This is a genomic window from Actinopolymorpha sp. NPDC004070 (genome assembly GCF_040610475.1).
In the GTDB taxonomy this organism is placed as follows: Bacteria; Actinomycetota; Actinomycetes; order Propionibacteriales; family Actinopolymorphaceae; genus Actinopolymorpha.
In genome coordinates this window covers 109,532-130,160 of record NZ_JBEXMJ010000004.1, presented here as the reverse complement: position 1 = coordinate 130,160, position 20,629 = coordinate 109,532, and the positions used below count along the sequence as shown (strand labels likewise).

19 protein-coding genes and 1 riboswitch are annotated in these 20,629 nt (G+C 72.8%); of the genes, 6 read left to right on the top strand and 13 right to left on the bottom strand.

Annotation, left to right across the window (positions count from 1 at the left end; genetic code table 11):
* Position 1: 1 nt before the first annotated feature.
* From ABZV93_RS09435 to ABZV93_RS09420, 4 genes are all read right to left on the bottom strand, one after another.
* Positions 2 to 1,699 (bottom strand): glycosyltransferase family 39 protein, encoded by a 1,698-nt coding sequence (locus tag ABZV93_RS09435; protein ID WP_354932808.1) that lies wholly within the window; start codon positions 1,697 to 1,699, stop codon positions 2 to 4.
* Between the two features lie 3 nt (positions 1,700 to 1,702).
* Positions 1,703 to 2,743, bottom strand: a complete 1,041-nt coding sequence (locus tag ABZV93_RS09430) for a glycosyltransferase family 2 protein (RefSeq protein ID WP_354932806.1) — start codon at positions 2,741 to 2,743, stop codon at positions 1,703 to 1,705.
* A gap of 162 nt (positions 2,744 to 2,905) precedes the next feature.
* Complete coding sequence (locus ABZV93_RS09425) at positions 2,906 to 3,841, bottom strand: hypothetical protein (protein ID WP_354932804.1); 936 nt, start codon at positions 3,839 to 3,841, stop codon at positions 2,906 to 2,908.
* A complete protein-coding gene (locus ABZV93_RS09420; RefSeq protein ID WP_354932802.1) occupies positions 3,841 to 4,260 on the bottom strand; it encodes a hypothetical protein in 420 nt (139 codons plus the stop codon). Before ABZV93_RS09420 ends, ABZV93_RS09425 begins: the two co-directional genes overlap by 1 nt.
* A gap of 208 nt (positions 4,261 to 4,468) precedes the next feature.
* On the opposite strand from ABZV93_RS09420, the gene ABZV93_RS09415 reads away from it, so the two are divergent.
* Entirely contained in the window at positions 4,469 to 5,350 is an 882-nt protein-coding gene (locus ABZV93_RS09415; RefSeq protein ID WP_354932800.1) for a helix-turn-helix transcriptional regulator, read from the top strand.
* A gap of 6 nt (positions 5,351 to 5,356) precedes the next feature.
* On the opposite strand, the gene ABZV93_RS09410 is transcribed toward ABZV93_RS09415, so the two are convergent.
* The 7 genes from ABZV93_RS09410 to ABZV93_RS09380 form a co-directional block, all read right to left on the bottom strand.
* Positions 5,357 to 7,042 carry a PH domain-containing protein gene (locus ABZV93_RS09410; protein ID WP_354932798.1) on the bottom strand — a complete coding sequence of 562 codons (1,686 nt, stop codon included), beginning with the start codon at positions 7,040 to 7,042 and terminating at the stop codon, positions 5,357 to 5,359.
* Positions 7,039 to 7,575: a PH domain-containing protein gene (locus tag ABZV93_RS09405; RefSeq protein ID WP_354932797.1), complete on the bottom strand. Its 537-nt coding sequence runs from the start codon at positions 7,573 to 7,575 to the stop codon at positions 7,039 to 7,041. The genes ABZV93_RS09410 and ABZV93_RS09405 overlap by 4 nt, the downstream gene beginning before the upstream one ends.
* Before the next feature lie 121 nt (positions 7,576 to 7,696).
* Complete coding sequence (locus ABZV93_RS09400; RefSeq protein ID WP_354932795.1) at positions 7,697 to 8,503, bottom strand: energy-coupling factor transporter transmembrane component T; 807 nt, start codon at positions 8,501 to 8,503, stop codon at positions 7,697 to 7,699.
* Positions 8,500 to 10,077 (bottom strand): ABC transporter ATP-binding protein, encoded by a 1,578-nt coding sequence (locus tag ABZV93_RS09395; RefSeq protein ID WP_354932793.1) that lies wholly within the window; start codon positions 10,075 to 10,077, stop codon positions 8,500 to 8,502. The genes ABZV93_RS09400 and ABZV93_RS09395 overlap by 4 nt, the downstream gene beginning before the upstream one ends.
* Complete coding sequence (locus ABZV93_RS09390) at positions 10,074 to 10,694, bottom strand: ECF transporter S component (RefSeq protein ID WP_354932791.1); 621 nt, start codon at positions 10,692 to 10,694, stop codon at positions 10,074 to 10,076. The genes ABZV93_RS09395 and ABZV93_RS09390 overlap by 4 nt, the downstream gene beginning before the upstream one ends.
* A gap of 111 nt (positions 10,695 to 10,805) precedes the next feature.
* Positions 10,806 to 10,925, bottom strand: a riboswitch (TPP riboswitch).
* Positions 10,926 to 11,087: 162 nt separating this feature from the next.
* On the bottom strand, positions 11,088 to 11,723 hold the full coding sequence (locus ABZV93_RS09385) for a TIGR03085 family metal-binding protein (protein WP_354932789.1): 636 nt from the start codon (positions 11,721 to 11,723) through the stop codon (positions 11,088 to 11,090).
* 112 nt (positions 11,724 to 11,835) lie between these two features.
* Entirely contained in the window at positions 11,836 to 15,186 is a 3,351-nt protein-coding gene (locus ABZV93_RS09380) for a GH92 family glycosyl hydrolase (protein ID WP_354932787.1), read from the bottom strand.
* Between the two features lie 217 nt (positions 15,187 to 15,403).
* Here ABZV93_RS09380 and hisI point away from each other — a divergent pair, with 217 nt between their 5' ends.
* From hisI to ABZV93_RS09360, 4 genes are all read left to right on the top strand, one after another.
* Positions 15,404 to 15,847, top strand: a complete 444-nt coding sequence (gene hisI, locus ABZV93_RS09375; RefSeq protein ID WP_354932785.1) for a phosphoribosyl-AMP cyclohydrolase — start codon at positions 15,404 to 15,406, stop codon at positions 15,845 to 15,847.
* A complete protein-coding gene (locus ABZV93_RS09370) occupies positions 15,844 to 17,349 on the top strand; it encodes an anthranilate synthase component I (protein WP_354932783.1) in 1,506 nt (501 codons plus the stop codon). The genes hisI and ABZV93_RS09370 overlap by 4 nt, the downstream gene beginning before the upstream one ends.
* A 5-nt stretch (positions 17,350 to 17,354) precedes the next feature.
* A complete protein-coding gene (locus tag ABZV93_RS09365; protein ID WP_354932781.1) occupies positions 17,355 to 17,990 on the top strand; it encodes a Trp biosynthesis-associated membrane protein in 636 nt (211 codons plus the stop codon).
* An 89-nt stretch (positions 17,991 to 18,079) separates the two neighbouring features.
* Entirely contained in the window at positions 18,080 to 18,391 is a 312-nt protein-coding gene (locus ABZV93_RS09360; protein WP_354932779.1) for an HGxxPAAW family protein, read from the top strand.
* 34 nt (positions 18,392 to 18,425) lie between these two features.
* On the opposite strand, the gene ABZV93_RS09355 is transcribed toward ABZV93_RS09360, so the two are convergent.
* Together ABZV93_RS09355 and ABZV93_RS09350 are read right to left on the bottom strand one after the other, a co-directional pair.
* Positions 18,426 to 19,082 carry a hypothetical protein gene (locus ABZV93_RS09355; protein WP_354932777.1) on the bottom strand — a complete coding sequence of 219 codons (657 nt, stop codon included), beginning with the start codon at positions 19,080 to 19,082 and terminating at the stop codon, positions 18,426 to 18,428.
* A 99-nt stretch (positions 19,083 to 19,181) separates the two neighbouring features.
* The gene (locus ABZV93_RS09350; RefSeq protein ID WP_354932775.1) at positions 19,182 to 19,829 is read right to left on the bottom strand and encodes an AAA family ATPase; all 648 of its coding nucleotides are present in this window, start codon (positions 19,827 to 19,829) and stop codon (positions 19,182 to 19,184) included.
* 118 nt (positions 19,830 to 19,947) lie between these two features.
* Here ABZV93_RS09350 and ABZV93_RS09345 point away from each other — a divergent pair, with 118 nt between their 5' ends.
* A complete protein-coding gene (locus tag ABZV93_RS09345) occupies positions 19,948 to 20,430 on the top strand; it encodes an Lrp/AsnC family transcriptional regulator (protein WP_354932773.1) in 483 nt (160 codons plus the stop codon).
* The last annotated feature ends 199 nt before the right edge of the window (positions 20,431 to 20,629 follow it).

Below are 20,629 nucleotides of genomic sequence, written 5' to 3'. Positions count from 1 at the left end.
TTCAGCCCACCCGGTACAGCTGGACCACCCGGTCCCCGGTGGTGAAGACGAGATGCCAGCTGGTCGGTGGCCGTACCGGATGGATGCCGAGGGTGTGCTCGACGTTGAGCCGGCACGGCTGGCAGGCGTCGGAGTAGGCGCTGTACAGGAGCACGTGGTCGCCGCTCGCCGGCTTCGCGCCGGCCTTCGACCACGTGCGAAGGTGTCCCTTCCACACCGGCGTTCCGGCCGGGGAGTTGGCGAAGAACCCCATGATCCGCAGGGTGCGGTGCTCACCCCAGATGGTGCGTACCTCGCTCCGGTGGCCGGCCAACCAGGTACGGAGTTGCTCGAAATGCGTGCCGCCGTTGGCGGCGTACGCCCGGTTGAGTGGTACGGACATGTTGGTGGCCCGCGCCTGCTGGGACACCCCTACCGGGACGACGACAGCCAGAAGAGTGAGCATCCCGGCGACCCGCGCGATCCACTTTCCCCGGGGATTCGTCGCGGTCACGTACCGCACCAGGAGGTGGGTCGCGTACCGCAGCAGCAGGTACGTCACCCCGGCGCAGGCCAGGGCGAGCGTGGGGACGAGCGGCACCCAGTACCTCGGGAGGTAGAGCCGCAGCATCGGTGCGTGCGGGTTCGCCCAGCCGCCCAGGATCACCAGCGGCAGGAAGAACAGTGCGGCCCACGCCCCCAGGAACCTCAGCCGCCGGGAGAACACGGTCCCCGCGATCGCGGCGACGGCCGTCATCCGCAGCCACCATCCCTCCGGTGAGGACCGCAGGATCTCCGGAAAGCGGAGGAGGTACCAGGAGCGGGCCTGGTCGAGGTAGTCGGTTGCTATCGGCGGCCCGGAACCATGGCTGCTCGAGGCGTGCAGGCGGGCCAGCGGGTCGTGGAAGGTCAGCCACCCGAGGATCGCCTCGCCGATCGCGACGACCGCCAGCGGGACGACGATCCACAGCAGCCGCCGCCACGGGAGCCGGTGAAGGAGCAGCAGCGGAACCGCCGGCCAGCAGAAGACGACGTACTCGCGGCACAGATAGCTCCAGCCGAGCAGCCCACCGATCGCGAGCAGGACGCCGACCTCGCGCCGCGGGGTCGCGCAGGGCCACGGCCGGCGCTGCCGCAGCGCGAGGGCGAGGACGAACGCGGTGACCAGGAGGGCGGCCGCCGGCACGTCGGGACCCGGCTGGGTCAGGTCGGGGAACACCACCGAGTTGGTCAGCGTCAGCAGTGCGGCGGCCACACCGACGTACCGATTGAACAGCAGGCTGCCGAGGGCGTGCACGCTCATGACGAGCAGGAGCGCCGCGAGGATGGGTACGACGAGATAGGCCACCTGGGAGTAGCCGAAGAGGTCATAGGTGAGGCGGAGGGGGAGGACCAGGCCGATGCGGAGGTACTGGTGCTCGATGGCGCCCACCGGATGGTGCGGGAAGTTCCGCGCGGCGACGAGGTAGTTGATCGGGTCGGACGGGATCGGCGGCAGCCGGTAGAGCACCGCGACCACGACGACCGTCAGACCGAGCAGGCAGTCGGTGGCCACCGCGACCGCCCGGCGCAGCGTCATCAGGGCGGCCTCACCGGTGGCGTCGCGCTGCGGCGGACGGATCGCCACGTGTTCGTGAGCGGCGCCGCCCGGATCCGTGGACGTACCGGCGCCGGCGCGGTCGGCGGTCCCGCGGGCCGCGTCCGGAAGGGGTTCGGCCATCTGTCAGGTCCGCGAGCGCACGATCAGGTCGGCCAGCAGCGCCAGCGAGGCGATGATCAGCCCGGTCAGCAGGATCAGCAGGGTGTTGCTGGCCAGCCGTACGGGATTGGCGACCACGTCGTACACCGCCTTCCCGCTGCCCAGGGTCAGCAGCGCCAGCGACGGCGGCATCAGCACCTTCAGCGGGTTGAAGTACATCACCATCCGCAGCACCTGGAGGATGTAGCGGTAGGCGTCCTTCACGAAGTGGAACTTCGACGTGCCAGACCGTTTGGCGTACGGGATCGGGACGTACCTGATGCCGTGCTGGTTGTGCAGGAACGCCATGGTGATCGTGGTGACGCAGGAGAATCCGGCCGGCAACAGCCGGAGGTACGGCAGCGAGACCTCGCGGCGGAACGCCCGCAGGCCGGAGTTGAGGTCGGGGATCCGGGTGTTCGTCAGCCCCTCGGCGATCTTGCGGATCATCCACTTCGCCGGCACCCGCATGAAACGGTGCGAGCCCTGTTCGCTGGTGCGTGCACCCACCACCTGGTCGATGGTCGGGTCCTGCTCGAGGACGCCGACCAGCTCGGGGATCTGTTCGTTGGGGTAGGACATGTCGGCGTCGGTCCACACCACGATGTCGCCGCGGGCCTGCTGGGTGCCGATCCGGCGGGCCGTCCCGGAGCCGCCGTTCATGGCGAACGCGATCACCCGCAGTCGAGTGAACCGGTCCTCCGCCGACCGCAGGACCTTCAGCGTGTCGTCGGTGGAGGCGTCGTCGATCGCCAGGATCTCGTAGCTGTAACCGCTGGTCTCCATCGCGGCCACGGTGCGCTCGATCTCGGCCATCACGTGCTGCTCCTCGTTGAAACAGGGCAGGATCACGCTGACGTCGAGGGGCTCCTCGTGCTCGACGAGGTGGCCTCTGGTGCCGCGTCGTGGACCGCGGTCGGGCCGCACCGCGCGGTCGGGCCCCGGGCCGCGCCGGCGGTGGAGGCTGCTGCCCGAACGTGCGACGGGACGGGTGGCGGTCCGGCTGTGCCGAACGGAGGGATCCATGGTTCGTCGTTCCCCCGGGCGGGAGTGGCGTGCACGAGGCGTCGCACAGAGTGTGCGAGATGCCACGAATTGTGTCCGCCCCGAGCGCCTCGCAAACCGGGACGGAGCGTGAACCTGCGGACGGCGGGGGCGCCGTCGACCGGCGCCCCGCCACGAGCAGAGTCAGAGGCGCCAGATGCGACCGGAGCAACGGTGGCCCAGCCAGGCGAACTGGCCGAACGACGTCACGCTCAGCCCGAACCGCTCGAACGTCGGCCGGCCCTGCTCCTCCCACCACCGGAACGCCGACTCGACCTCGCGCCACAGCAGCCGCGGGCCGTGTTGTTCGACCCGGACCTCGCCGGAGGGCAGCCGTAGGGCCGACGCGCAGGAGGTGTCGTCGTACACCCAGTGCCGGATCGGGGCGGTGCCCGGCGAGGCGGCTCCGGCCGGGGGGCCCGCCTGGTGCCGGCCCGTCTGGTGCCTGCCCGTCTGGTGCCTGCCCGGCCCGGTGCGCGCCCAGCGCAGGTTCGGCAGCCGGATGCCGAGCCCGAACAATGCCGCCGGGTCCTCCCAGATCGCGTCCGGGTCGAGGCTCGTCGTGGTGTGGTACCACGGCACCGCGCCTTCGGCCTCGGCCACCATCGACGCCGGCGCGCACGGATCCGGTGCGCCGCTCCAGCCGACGAAGTGCCCGGTGGCCCGGCCGTCCTCGGTGACGGTGAGGTGCGCCTCGACCGAGCCGGCGAACGGGTTGCGCCACGACACGGTCAGCCGTCCGCCCGGGCGGACGAGCTGGACCCAGGCGTACGGCACCGTGGGGACAGGTTCGACCGCCACCACGCTGTCGTAGGACGCGGGAGCGGCGTCCGCGCCGAGGGGCTGGCCCGGGTCGATCCGCAGCCTGCGCGGTGCGCGCTGCGAGAGGTCTTCGGGTCCCGAACGCGAGCGCGAGGGCGAACCGGTGGGGGTGCCGGCGCGTGGCCCGGTGGCGGTGACGATGGGGCGTTCCTCCTCGGTGGGTGCACTGGACGCATTGCCGTCCGACATGTCGTCGCCGGCCATGACGGCGCGCGACACGACGGTGCTCGGTGCGGGTCCGGGTGGAGGGGTGGACATCAGGGGGCCTCCTGGCGGGGGTGCTCGGGGGCGGAGCACCTCGGGGTGGACAGCTGGGCGTGCGCCCAGGCGGCGGGCGGACACCGCCACGGCCGGCGGCAGAAGACGCACAGCGGCGGACGGTCGTGCCCGAGCCAGGGGAGCGAACCCCAGCGGCGGTGCCAGCGGATCGGGTCCCGGTCCGGTCGGTGAATCGACGCGAGATCTCTCGCGCGGTGATCCAGTTCGGTCAGTGCCTCGGTGAGCGCCTCGGGGTCGACGGCGGCGATGACCTCGGTGTCGATCCCGGTGGCGATCTCGGTGTCTGTCTCGGTTTCCGGCCGCGGAGGCCGGTGATGCTGGGGTGGGAGGTGACCGAGATCGGGGTACGAAGTCGGTAACCAGCCCGAATGCCCCAGAGGCTCGGGTGTGCTTGCCATCGCACGAACCTCCCCCGTGGAGTGATAGCTCTGGGTGCACGATCCTGAGTCGACCGTAATCCCGAGCGACGCCACCGACAACACCAATGCGTAAATTTGCACTTGTGTCGTGCGGTCCGGGTTCGGCTGAACCTGGTGCGAAGACGGACTACTTCCCGCAATATCGAATGACCAAACTCCTTCCAGCAACGCCAAACGGGGAAGACGCATGCCGAGTACGAAACCGCCCACGATCCAGCGCCGCCGGCTCGCCGCGGAGCTACGGATGTTCCGCGAACGTGCCCAGGTGACGTTGGAGGAGGTTGCCGCGAGGACCGGCTGGTCGGTCGCCAAGATCAGCCGGATCGAGACCGCGATCGTCGGGGTCAGCCTGAAGGACCTCAACCTCCTCCTCGACCTGTACAACGTCGAGGAGGGCCGCCGCACGGCGATCCTCAGCAAGACCAGGACGGCGCGCACCAAGGGCTGGTGGGACGCCTACGCGGAGTTCCTGCCCAGCGACTACGTCGACTACATCGAGCTCGAGGCGCAGCTCGCCGGCATGCGCTCCTACAGTGCGCACGTGATCCACGGTCTGATGCAGACCGAGGCCTACGCCCGCGAGATCATCCGCGGCGCCACGATGGGCCTCTCCTCACCCTCCGAGATCGACCGCCGGGTGGAGGCCCGGATGACCAGGCAGCGCCTGCTGGCCCGCGAGGCGGACCCGCTGCGGTTCTGGCTGGTCATCGCCGAGCCCGCGCTGACGTGGTTGGTCGGGTCGGCCAAGGTGATGGCAGAGCAGTACGACCGGCTGCGGGAGTACGCCGAACGGGGCACCGTGACGGTGCAGGTGCTGCCGGTCTCGGCGGGAGCGCACCCGTCCAGCGCCGGGTCGTTCGACATCCTCGAGTTTCCCAACCCGCACGAGCCGGAGGCGGTGTACGTCGAGACCATGACCGCCAACCGCTACGTCGAGAGTCACGCCGAGGTCTATCGCCACAGCCTGGCGTTCGACCACCTGCGGGCGATGGCGCTCAGCCCGGCCGACTCGGTCTCCTACTTCGTGCGGGCCGCCGAACGTGTGCTCAGCGAGACCCCGGACGAGTGACGTTCGTCAATGCGCCCGGCGCTCCGGCCGCTCCTGGCGTTCTGAGCTGTGGGCGTGGACCAGGAACGGCGTGAGCAGCCCGGGCACGGCGGCGTCGGCCACCCGTACCGCCTCGGCGGTGTCGACGTCCGGGATCTCGTAGTGCTGCCGGCCGGCCGCGGTCGTGGCCACCAGCGTCGTCAACCCGACCCTGCGCTGGAAGAACGACTGCCGGAGGTTCCAGCCCAGTACGCCGTCACAGGTCAGTACGTTGCGGCGGCGTACGAGCGAACCGAACCGGCAGACCAGCACACCGTCGCGCAGCGCGTGGCCGAGGCTGCGCGCCCGGTCCGCCGCGACCAGCGCCGCGCAGGGGAGCAGCACCAGCCACGCCTGCCACACCCACGCCGGAAGTCCGGCGACCTCGTGCAGCGCGGCCAGCGCGAGGACCAGGAGCGCGGTCAGCCCGAGCGCCCGGGTGAACCTGCGGCGCACCGCCTGCGGCCCGTGCGGGACGAGCGGCGTGACGTACGGCTCGACGCCGCCGAACACATCCCCGGCCACCCGCAGGGCGACCTTGCGCGGCGCCGGGGGAAGCAGCAGCGACCCGCCGCGTTCGGCGCCCCGGCCGACACGTAGCCCGGTGGCGATGGCGATGCACCGCGCCCCGCCGGCGAGACGCAGGGAGAGCGGCTCGCTGAGTTCGACGCCGCGCATCCGGCGCTCCTCGATGCTGGTGGCGCGGGTGGTGATCAGGCCTCGGTTGACGTGCAGGGTCCCGCCCGGATGCCGGGTGAGCCGGTAGTTCCAGAACGCGAGGACGTAGGCCAGCGTGGACGCGAGGACGCAGACGACCAGCAGGAGGACGACCACCTCCACGGCTCCCACCAGCCAGCCCGCGCCGCGCACCTGGTCCAGGAGCCGGTGGACCGGGCCGATCTTGCTCAGGTCGATCTTCGCCTCCGACACCGCACGGGAGCCGAAGCCGAGGACCACGCCGATGGTCAGCAGCCCGGACAGCGTGAACGGCCCGTACCTCACCCATCGCGGGTCCAGGGTGGCCAGCCTGGTCTCCTGCTCCGGTGTGCTCACCGGCGCCGGGGCCGGGCGTGGGCGCGGCGTCGTCGCCGGCGCGTCCTCGGGTGCCGGTGGGGGTGTGGTCGCGGGTGCCGGACCGGCCGCCGGAGCGGTCGCAGGCGCCGGGCCGGCCGCCGGAGCGGCGGCGGGCGGGAGGCGGTGGAGGAGCTCCTCGCGCAGGCGGCGGGCGTCCGCGCCGGCGAGGGCGTCCAGCTTCAGCCCGTTCTCGCCCCTGCGGTCCGAACGGCCGGTGCCGATCTCGACCCGGGCCAGCCCCACCACCCGGTGCATCGCGTTCGCGGTGACGTCGACGGTGCGGACGCGGTCACGCGGAACGGTGAGCACCCGGCGGCGCAGCAGGCCGCGGCGCACCTGCACGTGTGCGGGGGAGATGCGGTACGTCGTGGTGAACCACCGCAGCGTTCCCAGACCGATCACCAGGACCAGACCGACCAGGCCCCACAAGGGGCCGTGCCCGCTGCTGGTTCCGGCCACCAAAGCACCGAGGAGGGCAGGGAAGGACCGAACGAGCTCCTGAACGGGGTGGACCGCGAGCATCCGCGGACTGAGCCGGCGCCAGCCCGCGGTGTCGGTCGCGGTCGCGGCGGTGCTGGGCGGGTTGCCGAGCTCCGTCACGTCGCGTCTCCCTGGTTGGCCTGGGTGGTGGCGGTGAGCTCGTCGACCAGCCGCTCCGCGGTGTCGCGGTCCAGGCCGTGGATCTTCAGCGGCCCGGCGGCCGAGGCGGTGGTCACGGTGACGTTCGACAGGCCGAAGAGCTGCTCCAGCGGGCCGCGTTCGCTGTCCACCGTCTGGATCCGGGACACCGGTGCGATCCGGCGTTCCTGGTCGAACCATCCGGACTGGGTGTAGACGGCTTCGCCGGTGGCCTCCCAGCGGTGTACGTGGTATCGCCACCGGGGCATCACCGTCACGTGCGCGGCGCCCAGAACGACGGTCGCCACGACTCCGGCCACCCGCCAGCCGGTGGCGCCGCCGCCGGCGAGGATCCACCACACGGTCTGTACGGCGAGCAGCAGCAGCCAGCCGGCGCCCGCGCGGGCCGCCCAGTAGCGCCTCGCGCGGGGAGCGACGCGGTGCCGGGGTGGACGGAGCTCGAGTTCGGGTGGACCGCTCGGGGCGGGCGAGCCGGGGTTCTCGGCGATGGTCACCCGCTCAGTGTGGCGAAAGTGAGTCCGCCGGCCCCGTGTGGGTCGGGCGGGCCGGACCCGTGACAGATGTCAGGGGTACAAGGCTCCGGTGGCTCGGGCTCCTCGTCCCGATGCGCGCCGGCTACCAGAACAGGAACCGCCAGGTGCCCAGCGCCAGGCTGACCGCTGTGGCGCCCGCCACGACCGCGACCGTGCCGGCGACGACCACCCAGTCCGCCCGGCGCAGTGGCCGGGGCCGGGCGAGGGTGCGGCCTGGCCGGTCGGTGAAGCCGCGCGACTCCATCGCGGTCGCCAGCCGGACCCCACGCCGGATCGCCACCACCAGCAGGGCGAACACGCCCGAGGCGAACAACCGTGCCCGGCGTACGGGCGACCGCCCGGCGTCCAGGCCCCGCGCGCGGCGGGCGAGCAGCAAGGTCCGCCATTCGTCGCCCAGCACCGGCAGCAGCCGGAACGCCGCCAGCGCGCCGAAGGTGAACCGAGGTGGCGTACGGAAGTGCTGCACCAGCGCGTCGGCGAACTCGGTGGGGTCGGTGGAGGCGAACGCCACGATGCCCGGCAGTGCGATGGCGAGCACCCGGGTCACCACCGACACGGCGGCCAGCAGGCTCTGGCTGGACAGGTGCAGCGGCCCGGCCGACAGCCACACCGTGCCGCCGGTCTGGTCGGTGAACAGCAGGGTGGACACCGCGAGCCCGGCGACGGTGACGAACAGCAGCACCAGCCGGCGGAGAAACGTCCGCCACCGCAGGCCGGCCGCGGCGATGGCGACCAGCTCGGCGCCGAGGACGAGGGCCGGCGTCACCGCGTCGGCGGTGAGCAGCAGCCCGGCCAGGATCACGAACGCGGCCACGATCTTGGTGACCGGGTTCAGCCGGGTGACCGGGGCGTTCGGGTCGGTGACGATCGGCTCGGCGAGGACGCTCACCCGATCACCCGCCCGGACCGTACGCGGATCTCCCGGTCGCCGAGCGCGGCGATCAGGTCGCGGTCGTGGCTCACGCAGCAGATGGCGTGGCCGCCGTCGCGCAGCTCGGCGAGCAGGTCGACCAGCTCACCCCAGGTACGCCGGTCCTGCCCGAACGTCGGTTCGTCCAGGACGAGCACCCGCGGACCGGCCGCCAGCGCGGTGCCCACCGACAGCCGCCGCTTCTCCCCGCCGGACAGGGTGAACGGGTTCGCGTCGGCGAGGTGGTCCAGGGCGAGCCGGTGCAGGAGTTCGTCCACCCGGCGTCCGGTGTCCTCGGGGGACAGGCCCGCCAGCCGGGGCCCGAGGGCGAGCTCGGCCCGCACGCTCGCGGTGAGGAACTGGTGCTCGGGATCCTGGAAGACCGTGCCCACCGCGCGTACCAGCTGGGCCGCCCGCCAGCGGTGCAGTGGCCGACGGCCGCCGGCGAGGCTGGGGGACCGGCCGGACGACAGCTCGGGGGCGACGGTCACCTCGCCCGACGACGGGGCGAGCAACCCGGCCGTCAGCATGGCGAGAGTCGACTTCCCTGAGCCGTTCGCGCCGGAGACCGCGACCACCTCACCGGCGGACAGCCGCAGGTCGGCACCGGTGAGGGCGGGCCGGTCCGCGGCCGGGTAGGTGTAGCTGACCGATGCAGCGGTGAGCAGCTCGGCCGAGGCAGCCGGAGCGGCCGGCGCGGGCGAGCCGGTCGAGGTGGTCGAGGTGGTCGGGGTGGTCGGGGCAGGCGGCCGCCGGGGTGCCGGCAGCTCGCCCGGGATCCACACACCGGCCGCGGCGAGCGACGCGTGGTCGGTGGCGAAGACCTTCTCCGGGCTGCCGTCGGCGAGGACGCCGCCGCCGGAGCGGAGCACCACCACCCGGTCCACCAGCGGCAGCCAGTCGCCGACCCGGTGGTCGACCACGACCAGCGTCGCTCCGGTGGCCGCGACCACCTGGTCGACGGCCTGGCGTACGAGCGCCGCCCCGTCGGGGTCGAGGTTGGCGGTCGGCTCGTCCAGCAGGATCAGGTCCGGGCGCAGCGCCACCACCCCGGCCAGAACGAGCCGTTGCTTCTCCCCGCCCGACAGCCGCCCGGTCGGATGGTCCCTGCCGTACGGGAAACCGGTCAGCGCGAGCGCGTCGTCGACCCGCGGCCAGATGCGCTCGGTGGGCACGGCGCGGTTCTCCAGCCCGAACGCCACGTCGTCGCCGGCCCGGGCCATCACCAGCTGCGTCTCGGGATCCTGGAACGCCAGGCCGATCCGGTCGCGTACCTGCGGCGGTGGCGACCCACCGACCAGCAGGGTGCCCTCGACGTCGGCGGACTGTTCGGTGTCCAGCAGACCGGCCAGGCCGGTGAGCAGGGTGCTCTTGCCCCCACCGGACGGGCCGGCGAGCAGCACCCGCTCGCCGGGCTCGACGTCGAGATCGAGATCGCGGACCGCCCACGTCTGCCGGCCGGCGTACCGGAAGGACCACCCACGGGCCCGGACCGCCAGTGCGGAGCCGGGCCCGGACGCGGCGGGCAGCGAGGCCGTCGCCGACGCGCTCACCGGGATGTCTGCTCCCGGCCGGACGCGAACGGTGCCAGGACGCCGGTGGCGGCGAGGGTGCGGACGAGGGCGAACGAGCCGGCCCCGGCGATGACGAGCGAGCTCACCACCACGAGCACGCCGTACACGAGCTGCCAGGTCGGCGCCCACTTGAGGTTGTAGAGCACGTTGTCCATGACGGCCGGGACCACCCCCGCGACCGCACCGGCGAGCAGCGCCACCGGCAGCCGCCAGCGGCGGTAACGGAACGCCGCGAAGACGAGTTCGGCGGCCAGGCCCTGGACCAGTCCGTACAGGATGATCGCCAACGGCGAGGGCGCGGCGAAGTAGACCGAGACGGCGGCGGCGACGAGTTCGGTGAACACCGCGGCGCCGGGCTTGCGGATCAGCAGGCCGCCGAGGACGCCGGGGAGCAGCCACATGCCGTACATCACGGCCTGACCGGGCGGGAAGCCGGTGAACACGGGGCCGAGCGCCGCCCACAGGGCGTTCCAGGCGCCGAACACCACGCCGAACGCCACCGCGACCACGGCGGCGACCACGATGTCGACGGTGCGCCACCGCCGGTCGACAGGTCGCTGACCGCGGGTCGCGGTCGAGGTCACATCCTGGGTCATGAACGTCCTCCCTGTACCGGGGAGGAGACGCGGCCTGAGTGCCACGGGTCCGACTCGCCGCGGGGCTCCGCACCGCCCGATCGGTCGATCGGCCGGGCACGGGCCCGGTGACGAACGGACAGACCGACTTCCTGCGCTGGCATTACCCAGATCAGGTTCGAGGGTCTGCGGGCGGCGCCATCTCTGGCGGCCCCGCACTCTCAGCGCTTCCGCGCTCCCCTGTCGTCTGCTGTTGTCTGTCGCTACTGCTGTCCTGCTGGCCTGTGTTTCTTGTGTCGCTGCCGCCCGAAGGTTACACCTGGCCGCCGGGACTCGCGGGCGCCCGGGCGGTGCCGGGGCGTCGTCCGCCCAGGGACGGCGACGGCTCGCCGCCCACGTGGGGCGGTCGGGCCGTCAGACGCCCAGCGGGGCGTGGGCCAGCGCCTGGACAGCCGCCGGCGGACCGCCGACCTCGGCCCGGGACGCACCCCTGCGCCCGAACATGTACAACGTGATCTCGCTCGGGCGCCCGGACAGCACGGCGGTCGGCTCGCCCTTGCGGACCCGGGCGGTGGCGCCGTCGGGGCGGGCCACCAGCACTCCGGCCGCGGACCGGCGGAACAGCATCCGCCCGGCGCTGCCGACCCGCCGCCACAGGAGGTTTTCGAAGTCGTTCGGCAGGTCGCGCGGGGTCCAGTCCGGCTGGGCACGCCGCACGTCCTCGTGGTGGACGAAGAACTCCACCGTGTTGGCCGCACGGTCCACCACCGGCAGCCGCGCCGGGGACCACGTGGGCGGACCCTGTCGGAAGCGGTCGACCACCCCGGTGTAGCCGAGCCGCCCGACGAGGCCGGCCATGTGTTCCTTCGTCTTGTCGGCGAGGGGCGGCAGCAGGATGCCCGCGGCACCGAGCGGGTCACTCTCCCGGATCACCAGGTGGGCGGCGAGGTCGGACGTCGTCCAGTCGGCGCACAGGGTGGGCGCGTCCGGCCCCAGCGTGTCCAGCAGGTCGGCGAGCGCTCGGCGTTCGGCGCGGGCGTGATCAGTCATGCCCCGATCGTAGGGCGCTCGCGCCCGACTCGAAGTCGGCTACCTGACGCGTGTCTCCTCCGCCCGCCGGCTCACGCCCGGATCTGGGCTGGATCCTGGGCCGGGACAGACGCTAGGCCAGCAGTTCCACCTGGGCGAGGGCCACCGGCTCGCCGCCGGCCGCGTTCTCGGGCGCCGGCGCGAGGTCGAGCCGGTAGTGGGTGTAGTCACCGGGCGTGGCTACCCGGAACGGCCGGGTGTGCACCGGCCACGCGAACTCCTCCCCGCTCCTGGTGTCCAGAACCTCCCAGCTGGTCCCGTCCCGGGAGCCGGCGAGCACCCACGCCGTGGGGGCCGCGCCGGCGTTCTCCACCGCGGAGGTGAGCGTGTAGAAGGCAACCCGGGCCGGTGCCGCCAGCTCGTACGACACCCACCGCTGGGTGCCGGTGAACGTCACCGAGCCGGCCGAGCTGTCGTCGAACAGGTACTCGGCGTCCACGCCCTCGCTCGCCCGGGCCGTGCCCGCGCTGGGCCGGGTGACGTCGACGAGAGGTGCGGGTGCCTCGCCGGGCTCGGTGAGCGACGGCGGTGCGGCGTCGGGTCCGCTCGCCCAGTCGGACGGCTCGGGCCCCATGGCGAACTCCAGCACGCCGCCCTTGGCGAGCAGGTCGTGCGGCAGCCAGGCCCGGTCGTAGGGCACACCGTCCACGGTGAGGCCCTGCACGTGGATGTTGCCCGCGTCGTTGTCCGGTGCGCTGATCACCAGGTCGGCGCCGGACTCCAGGTGCACGGTCGCCCGGGTGAACAACGGCGAGCCGATCGCGTAGCGGGGGCTGCCCATCTGCAGCGGGTAGAACCCGAGCGCGCTGAACACCTGCCACGCCGACATCTCACCGTTGTCCTCGTCGCCGCAGTAGCCCTGCCCGAGCTCGCTGCCGAGGTAGAGCCGGTTGAGCACCTCGCGCACCTTCTCCTGGGTGCGCGCCGGCCGTCCGGCGTAGGTGTACATGTAGGCGATGTGGTGGGCCGGCTGGTTGCTGTGGCCGTACATCCCCATGCGTACGTCGCGGGCCTCGGTCATCTCGTGGATGACGGTGCCGTAGGAACCCTTGAACCGTTCCTCACCGGTCTCCGGGGTGGCGAAGAACTCGTCCAATCTGCGCGCGAGCGCCTCCCGCCCGCCGTAGAGCCAGGCGAGGCCGGCGCCGTCGTGCGGAACGTGGAACGCCATGTTCCAGGCGTTGGTCTCGGTGTAGTCGAAGCCCCACACCCGCGGGTCGAACTCCTGCGGTGACAGCCGCCGCGAACCGTCGCCGTGCCGGCCCTGGAAGAAGCCGACCGCCGGGTCGAACAGGTGGACGTAGCCGAGCGCACGCCGGCGGAAGTACTCCTCCTCCTCGCGCAACCGGGAGTAGCGGGCGTCGTCGGGCCCCACGTCGCGGGCCAGCTGCCCGGCCATCATGGCGATGCCGAAGTCGTTGATGTAGCCGTCCATCGACCACGACATCGCCTCCTCGGTCGCCTCCACCGGCGTGTAGCCGAGGAACGGCGAACGCTCCATGCCCTTGCGGCCGACGAACGGGTTGGGCGGGCGGACGGTGGCGTTCTTCACCGCCGACTCGTAGGCCGCCCAGGCGTCGAAGCCCTCGATGCCCTTGCAGTAGGCGTCGGCGAAGGCCACGTCGGAACTGGTGCCGACCATGCAGTCGGCGTAGCCGGGGGAGGACCAGCGGGCCACCCAGCCGCCGTCGCGGTACTGCTGGAGGAACCCCTCCACCAGTTCACCGGCCAGCCCGGGGGTGAACAGGGCGTAGGCCGGCCAGGTGGTGCGGTAGGTGTCCCAGAAGCCGTTGTTGACGTACGCCTTGCCGGGAACGACGTCGGCACCTGTCCGGGTGGGGCCGCTCGGCGGCGCGGACGTCGCCGCCTGCACGGCGTGCGCGTAGATGGGCACCTGCGCGGTGCCGGTGTTCTCGTGGGCGGAGTTGGGATACAGGTACAGCCGATAGAGGTTGGAGTACAGCGTGGTGAGCTGGTCCTCGCTCGCCCCTTCCACCTCGATCACGCCGAGGGTGTCGTCCCACTGCCGCTGGGCGCGTTCGCGGACGTCCTCGAAGGTGTCGCCGGGCGCGATCTCCAGTGCGAGGTTGTGGCGTGCCTGCTCCAGGCTGATCAGCGAGGTGGCGATCCGCATGGTCACCGTCCGCTCGCCGGCCGGGTCGAACCTCGCGTACGCCGCCGCCTGCGCACGCTCGCCCACGCCGTCGGGTCGGCCGGACTCGACCACGGGCCGGTCGAACTCCGCGTACACGAACATCCGGCTCGCGCCGTTGGACCGCCGGCTGCCGGTGTCGGTGTAGCCGGTCAGCACACCGGTCTCCGGATCGACGCTCACCGCGGCGTCGGCATCGACGTTGTCGAAGAGCAGCGTGGAGGTGGGCCCGGTGAACGTGAACCGGAACATCGCCGCATGGTCGGCCGGGGCGATCTCGGCGACCAGGCCGTTGTCGAAGGTGACGGAGTACCAGTGCGGGCGGGCGATCTCGTTGTCGTGGCCGAACGCCAGCGCCCGCGCGGCGCGGTCGGCGTCGGGGGTGCCGGCGGCGCTGGACGGCATCACCTGGAACGTGTGCCGGTCGCCCATCCACGGGCTGGGCTGGTGGCTCAGCCCCAGGGCCTGCAGGCGCGGGCGGTTCTCGTCGTCGTTGCCGCGGTGGTATTCGTACTCCCAGCGCAGCGAGCCCGCGTCGGTGACCGGCGTCCAGAAGTTGAATCCCAGCGGCACCGCCGTGGCCGGGATGTTGTTGCCCCGGGAGAACGCGCCGCTGGAGTGCGTGCCGCGGGTGGTGACCACGTGGTCGGACAGCCGGCGCGGCTCCTCGGCGGGCCGGGCGCGTTCGGCGAGAACGATGTCGTCCACCCAGCCCCGCGACGGCACGGTCGCGTCGGTCTTCGCGGCGCCGTCGGGCCGGTGGTGGGTGAGCAGGACGGCGGTGACCCGGCGGCCGGCAGCGACGGCGCCGACCGCGATCCGCCGGAGATTCCACTGGTCGGCGTAGAGCATGCGGGCAGCACCCTGGGCGGCCGCGTCGACGGGCTGGGCGTACTGGTCGCGGGCGCCGAGGTCGCTGAGCCGGGTGCCGTCGGCGAACTCCAGGTCGACCGCGGTGTAGGTCGCCGCGTAGGTCAGGTCGCCGAACTCCGGGAACAGGACGTAGGACAGCTCGGTGTCGGGCCCCACCCCGATGTCCACGGTGAACAACGTGACGGTGCGCGGAGCCGAGCTCGCCCCGTCGGCGGTGTAGCGGAGCGCGTGCCGGCCGGAGAAGCCGACGCCGGGCTTGGCGGCCGGTGCGTGGGCAGGCCCGCCCGCGACCTCCACGGTGAGCCCGCCGGAGGCCTGAACGTCGCCGCCGCCCGTCAGGTCGGGACGCGGCTCACCGGGTTCGAACGAGGAGTGGAAGTGCACCACCGAATTCGCCATGGCGGGCAGACTGCCACGGCCCGCCGACATGCCGATCACCGGCTCCGACCAGCCTTCCGGGCGAGAGCGAATTCGGTGGCGAACCGGTGGCGAACCGGTGGCGGACCGGTGGCGGACCGGTGGCGGACCGGCGTTCGTACCGCTATGCCCGGCTCGGTGCGGTGGCGGTCACGACCCGTCGCGCCCGCCGTCGGTGGCACCGGGAACAATGGCGGGCATGCCCAGCGCCGACCCCAGCGCGGCCACCAGTGCCGACCCCGATACCGATCCCGGTGTGCGCACCGCACTCGCCCCCGAGGTCGCAGACCGGCTCAAACGCGACGACCACGGCCTGGTGGTCGCGGTGGTCCAGCAGCACGACACCGGCGAGGTGCTGATGGTCGGCTGGATGGACGACGAGGCGCTGCACCGCACGCTGACCTCGGGCCGGTCGACGTTCTGGAGCCGCAGCCGCCGGGAGTACTGGGTGAAGGGGGAGACCTCCGGTCACCGGCAGTGGGTGAAGGAGGTCCGGCTGGACTGCGACGGCGACACGCTCCTGGTCCGGGTCGACCAGGAGGGCCCGGCCTGCCACACCGGCACCCGCACCTGCTTCGACGACGGTCTGCTGCCGGCGAAGGTGGGCACACCGGCCGCCGCGGACGGGGAGGTCCGGCCATGACGTCCCTCGGCGCCACCACCCCCGACCTCGCCGGGTTCCGCGACCTCGCGCCCGGGCGCAGGGTGATCCCGGTGACCCGCAAGCTGCTCGCCGACGCCGAGACACCCCTGGGCGTCTACGCCAAGCTGGCCCGCGACGAGCCGGGCACGTTCCTGTTCGAGTCGGCCGAGCACGGCGGGGTGTGGGGGAGGTACTCCTTCGTCGGCGTCCGTTCCGCCGCGGTGCTGACCGAACGCAACGGTGAGGCCCACTGGCTGGGAAACCCGCCGGTGGGGCTGCCCGAGGGCGGCGACCCGCTGGCCGCGGTGCAGGAGACGGTGGCCCGGCTGCACACCCCCAACCTCCCCGGCCTGCCCCCGCTGACCGGCGGTCTCGTCGGCTACATCGGCTACGACGCGGTACGCCGGCTCGAGCGGCTGCCCGACCTCACCACCGACGACCTGGGGCTGCCCGAGCTGGCGCTGATGCTGGCCACCGACCTCGCGGTGCTGGACCACGTGGACGGCACGCTGCTGCTGATCGCCAACGCGGTCAACTGGGACGACACCGGCGAGCGCGTCGACCAGGCCTGGTCCGACGCCGTGCAGCGGCTGGACGCGATGACCAAGGCGCTCGCCCAGCCGACGCCGTCGTTCGTGGCGGCCGCCGACCTGCAGGCAGCGCCCGCCTACGAACGCCGCCGCTCCGCCGAGGAGCACATGGCGGCGGTCGAGCAGGCCAAGGAGGAGATCCACGCCGGCGAGGCGTTCCAGGTGGTCGTGTCGCAGCGGTTCGAGCGGGCGACGACGGCCCGGGCGTTCGACATCTACCGCGTGCTGCGCTTCTCCAACCCGTCGCCGTACATGTATCTGCTGCGCTTCGGCGACTTCGACATCGTGGGCTCCAGCCCGGAGGCGCTGGTGACGGTGACCGGCGAGCGGGCGCTGACGCACCCGATCGCGGGCACCCGGCCGCGTGGTGCCACCCCGGAGGAGGACCACGCGCTGGAACAGGAGCTGCTCGCCGACGAGAAGGAACGCGCCGAGCACCTGATGCTGGTCGACCTGGGCCGCAACGACCTCGGCCGGGTCTGCGCGCCGGGCAGCGTCGAGGTGGTCGACTTCATGACCGTACGCAGGTACAGCCACGTCATGCACCTGGAGTCCACCGTGGTCGGCCGGCTGGCACCGGGCCGGACCGCCTTCGACGCCCTGTGCTCCTGCTTCCCGGCCGGCACCCTGTCCGGTGCGCCGAAACCGCGGGCGATGGAGATTATCGAGAAGCTCGAACCCACCAGGCGCGGGCTGTACGGCGGGGTGGTCGGCTACCTCGACTTCGCCGGTGACCTGGACGCCGCGATCGCGATCCGCACCGCGCTGCTGCGCGACGGTGTCGCGTACGTCCAGGCCGGCGGGGGCATCGTGGCCGACTCCGACCCGGTGGCCGAGGACGCCGAGACCCGCAACAAGGCGGCCGCCGCACTGCGCGCGGTGGCGGTGGCGGAGACGTTCCGGACACCGTGACTTCCGTGAACCCCGCGACTCCCGCGAGCTCCGAGGCGCCGAAGCCGGCCGCCCGGCGGCAGTTCCTCCTCGCCCTCGCGCTGGTGCTCGCCGGCGCGGCCCTGGTCGTGTGGGCCGCCGGGCGCACCTGGCTCGCGGCCCGGTGGGCGATTCCCCACTACCCCGCGGTGAGCACCTCCGTCACCGGAGCGCAGGCGGCCCCGCTGGTCCGCTCGGCCGGGTACCTCGGCCTCGCCGGAGTGCTCGCGGTGCTGGCCACCAGAGGGCGCGGCCGCCAGGTCGCCGGTGCGCTGGTCGCGCTGGCCGGAGCCGCCGCGGTCGCCTCGTGCGCGATGTTCTGGACCCGCACCGCATCCGTCGCGGACGCGGCGGTGCGCCGGGCGATCGCCGGCGGAGCGGGAAGCGGAGGCGGCGGAGGGAGCACCCGGGCGTCCACGATGACGGTGGAGGCCTGGCCCTGGCTCGCGGTGGCCGGTGGCGTACTCATCGTGGGCGGCGGTGTGTTCGCGGTGGTGCGCGGACGGACCTGGCCCGCGATGGGCAGCCGGTACGACGCCCCGGCCGCCAGGCGTACCGACGACGACCCCTGGGCGGCCCTGGACCGCGGCGAGGACCCGACCGACCCCGGCCCGCGCGACTGACCGGCGGCCCCGCGACCGGGCGACCCCGGCTCGCCGGTGACCGGGGGCCGCGACACAATGAGGCACGGCACGGAAAGAGAGGGTCGGCCATGAGCGACATGAGCGACACCAGCGACAAGCACCAGCACGAGAGCACCACCCAGTCCCACCACGGCAACACCCCGGCGGCGTGGACGACCGTGGGGCTTCTGCTGGCCGTCTCTGTGGTCGCCGGTCTGGCGATCGTGATCGGCAACTGGTGGCTGTTCTTCATCGCCGCGGTCGGGGGAACGCTCGTCGCCCTGCTCGCCGGCAAGATCATGCACGTCGTGGGCCTCGGCGGCCCCCGCCCGCCCCGGCACAGCCCGGCCGAGGTGCAGGAGATCGCCGATGCATCCTCCGAGGGCAGCAAGATCTCCTGACCGCCGCTCCCGCACAGTCCACCTCTCGGCCCGGTCAGCGCAGGTGGGCCAGGTAGGGCGCGAAGTGGCCGGCGATCTCGGTGGCCACCTGGTCGGCGTCCAGGCTTCCGTCCACGCGCAGGACGCGTATCCCGCGTTCGCGGGCGGCGCCGGCAGCCGACTCCGCGAGCAGCCGGTCCCGGTCCACCCGGTTGGCCTGGGCGCGTTCGGGATCGCCGACGGACACGCCGAGCTTGCGGGCTCGGGGGAGTGCGCGTAACTGGTGCTGCCGGAACCTCTCCGTCGGCACCATCACCAGCATCCGGTCCGGCGACGCCAGCAGTGGCCCGACGAGTTCGGGCCGCAGCCCCCACCCCTCAGCGAGGATCGGCCGCCCGGACACCAGTCCCCGCAGGTCGTCCAGCGTCCACTCGAACCTCCGGCCGAACTCCTCCAGCGCGTCCCGCGCCATCTCGGCAGGCGTACGCCGGACCCACACCTCGTCCGGGTCCGGCGCGGTCAGCGGCTCACCGCGCGCGGCCCGGTCGGCGACGCGGCGCGCGTCGTGCCCGCGGGCGTCGTGGTAGTCGTAGTGGTACGCCGTGATTCCGCATCGGCGGGCGAGGATGCGGGCCACCGTCGACTTGCCGGCCCACTGCCCGCCGCCGAGCCACAGCGTGTTGGCGATCGTCCCGAACGGATCCCAGGTCATGGACAGCGATTCTGCTGCCCTGGAAGGGAAAACTGCAGTCTTGTTCTCGCCGTACCAGGCATGGTTGATTGGAGGTACGGGAGCCGCGGTGGCCGTGCCCTACGCCAGGTGCGTACGACACCAGGTGGTCAGCGCGTCGACGTCGACCGGCCCGGTGGTGTCCACCCGCAGCACCGGCCCGATCGCCAGCGGCCGGCCGTCGGCGACCATCGCCGTCCACTCCGCCTCGGAGATCCGGGCGCCGTGGATCCGGTGCCGGCTCGCCCACCGGGCCCGGTCGCGGTCGTAGGAGACGTCGGCGGGCACGTCGCACCAGATCTCGACCGTCCGCGCCACTCTCGCCCGGTCCAGCCCGGCCTGGACGAGCGGACGTACGTCGGCTCGCCACGAACTCTCCAGTACCGCTCCGAGGGGCGCCTCGGCGAGCAGTGCCCACATCGTCTCGCTGGCCGCCCGCCCGAGGGCGGCGTTCCAGGCCCGCTGGGGCCGGCCGTCGGGCGGGTCCACGCCGAGTACGTCCGCGTGGGTCTCCTTGATGACGTCCTTGGCGAACAGCGGAAGGCCGAGCGCCCGGGCCAGCCGGGGGGCGAGTGTCGACTTGCCGGAGGCGGGGAGACCGTTGACGAGGATCGCGGCCCGGCAGTCGACCCGAGGTGGTGCAGACGTTCCAGGCGCCTCCGGATCGGCGACGGGGGCGGCGTCGCCGGCTGGAACGGATGGGGGATCGGATGCGCGGTACCCGGTCACGGGTGCAGAGTTTAGGGCGGTTGGACGCAGGGCTGGTTGGACGCAGGGCGGTTGGACGAAAACAGGCGGACGAGTCGGCGGGCACCCGCACCCTGCGCCGGAACGAGGAGGAGCGAGCGTGCGGCTTGACCCCGTGGACGAACGCATCGTCGCCATGCTGCTCGAGGACGGCCGGGCGAGCTTCGCCGAGATCGGGGGACAGGTCGGGCTCTCGGCGCCGGCGGTGAAGCGCCGGGTGGACCGGCTCCGTCAGGCGGGGGCGGTGACCGGGTTCACCGCGAAGGTCGACCCGCGCGCGCTCGGGTGGACCACCGAGGCGTACGTCGAGTTGTTCTGCCAGGGGAAGACCTCGCCGGCGACCATCCGGGCCGGGGTGGCGCGCTTCCCGGAGGTGGTGGCGGCCTGCACGCTGACCGGCGAGGCGGATGCCCTGGTGCACATCCTCGCCGCCGACATCGGGCACTTCGAGCGGGTCCTCGAACGCATCAACGCCGAGCCGTACGTCGCCCGGACGAGGAGTTCGCTGGTTCTCTCCCGGCTGCTGGAGCGGCCCGGGCTGACCGGCCAGGAGACGCCGGGCCAGGCGGCGGGCCAGAAGTAGGGGACCGGCGGTTCTGGCGGGCACAAACCCGCCCCGGTGCGGTCGGCAGACGGGCCACGCAACGATCCGCCGTGAACGGCGCCGAGCACGCAACGAACCACCGGCCACGCGCAGTCCGAACGCGTTGGGTCACGGGTAGGTGGCTACCTAGGCTCGATGCAGGGAAGTTCGCGGCGGCCGCTCGCGCCCCCGTCCGTAT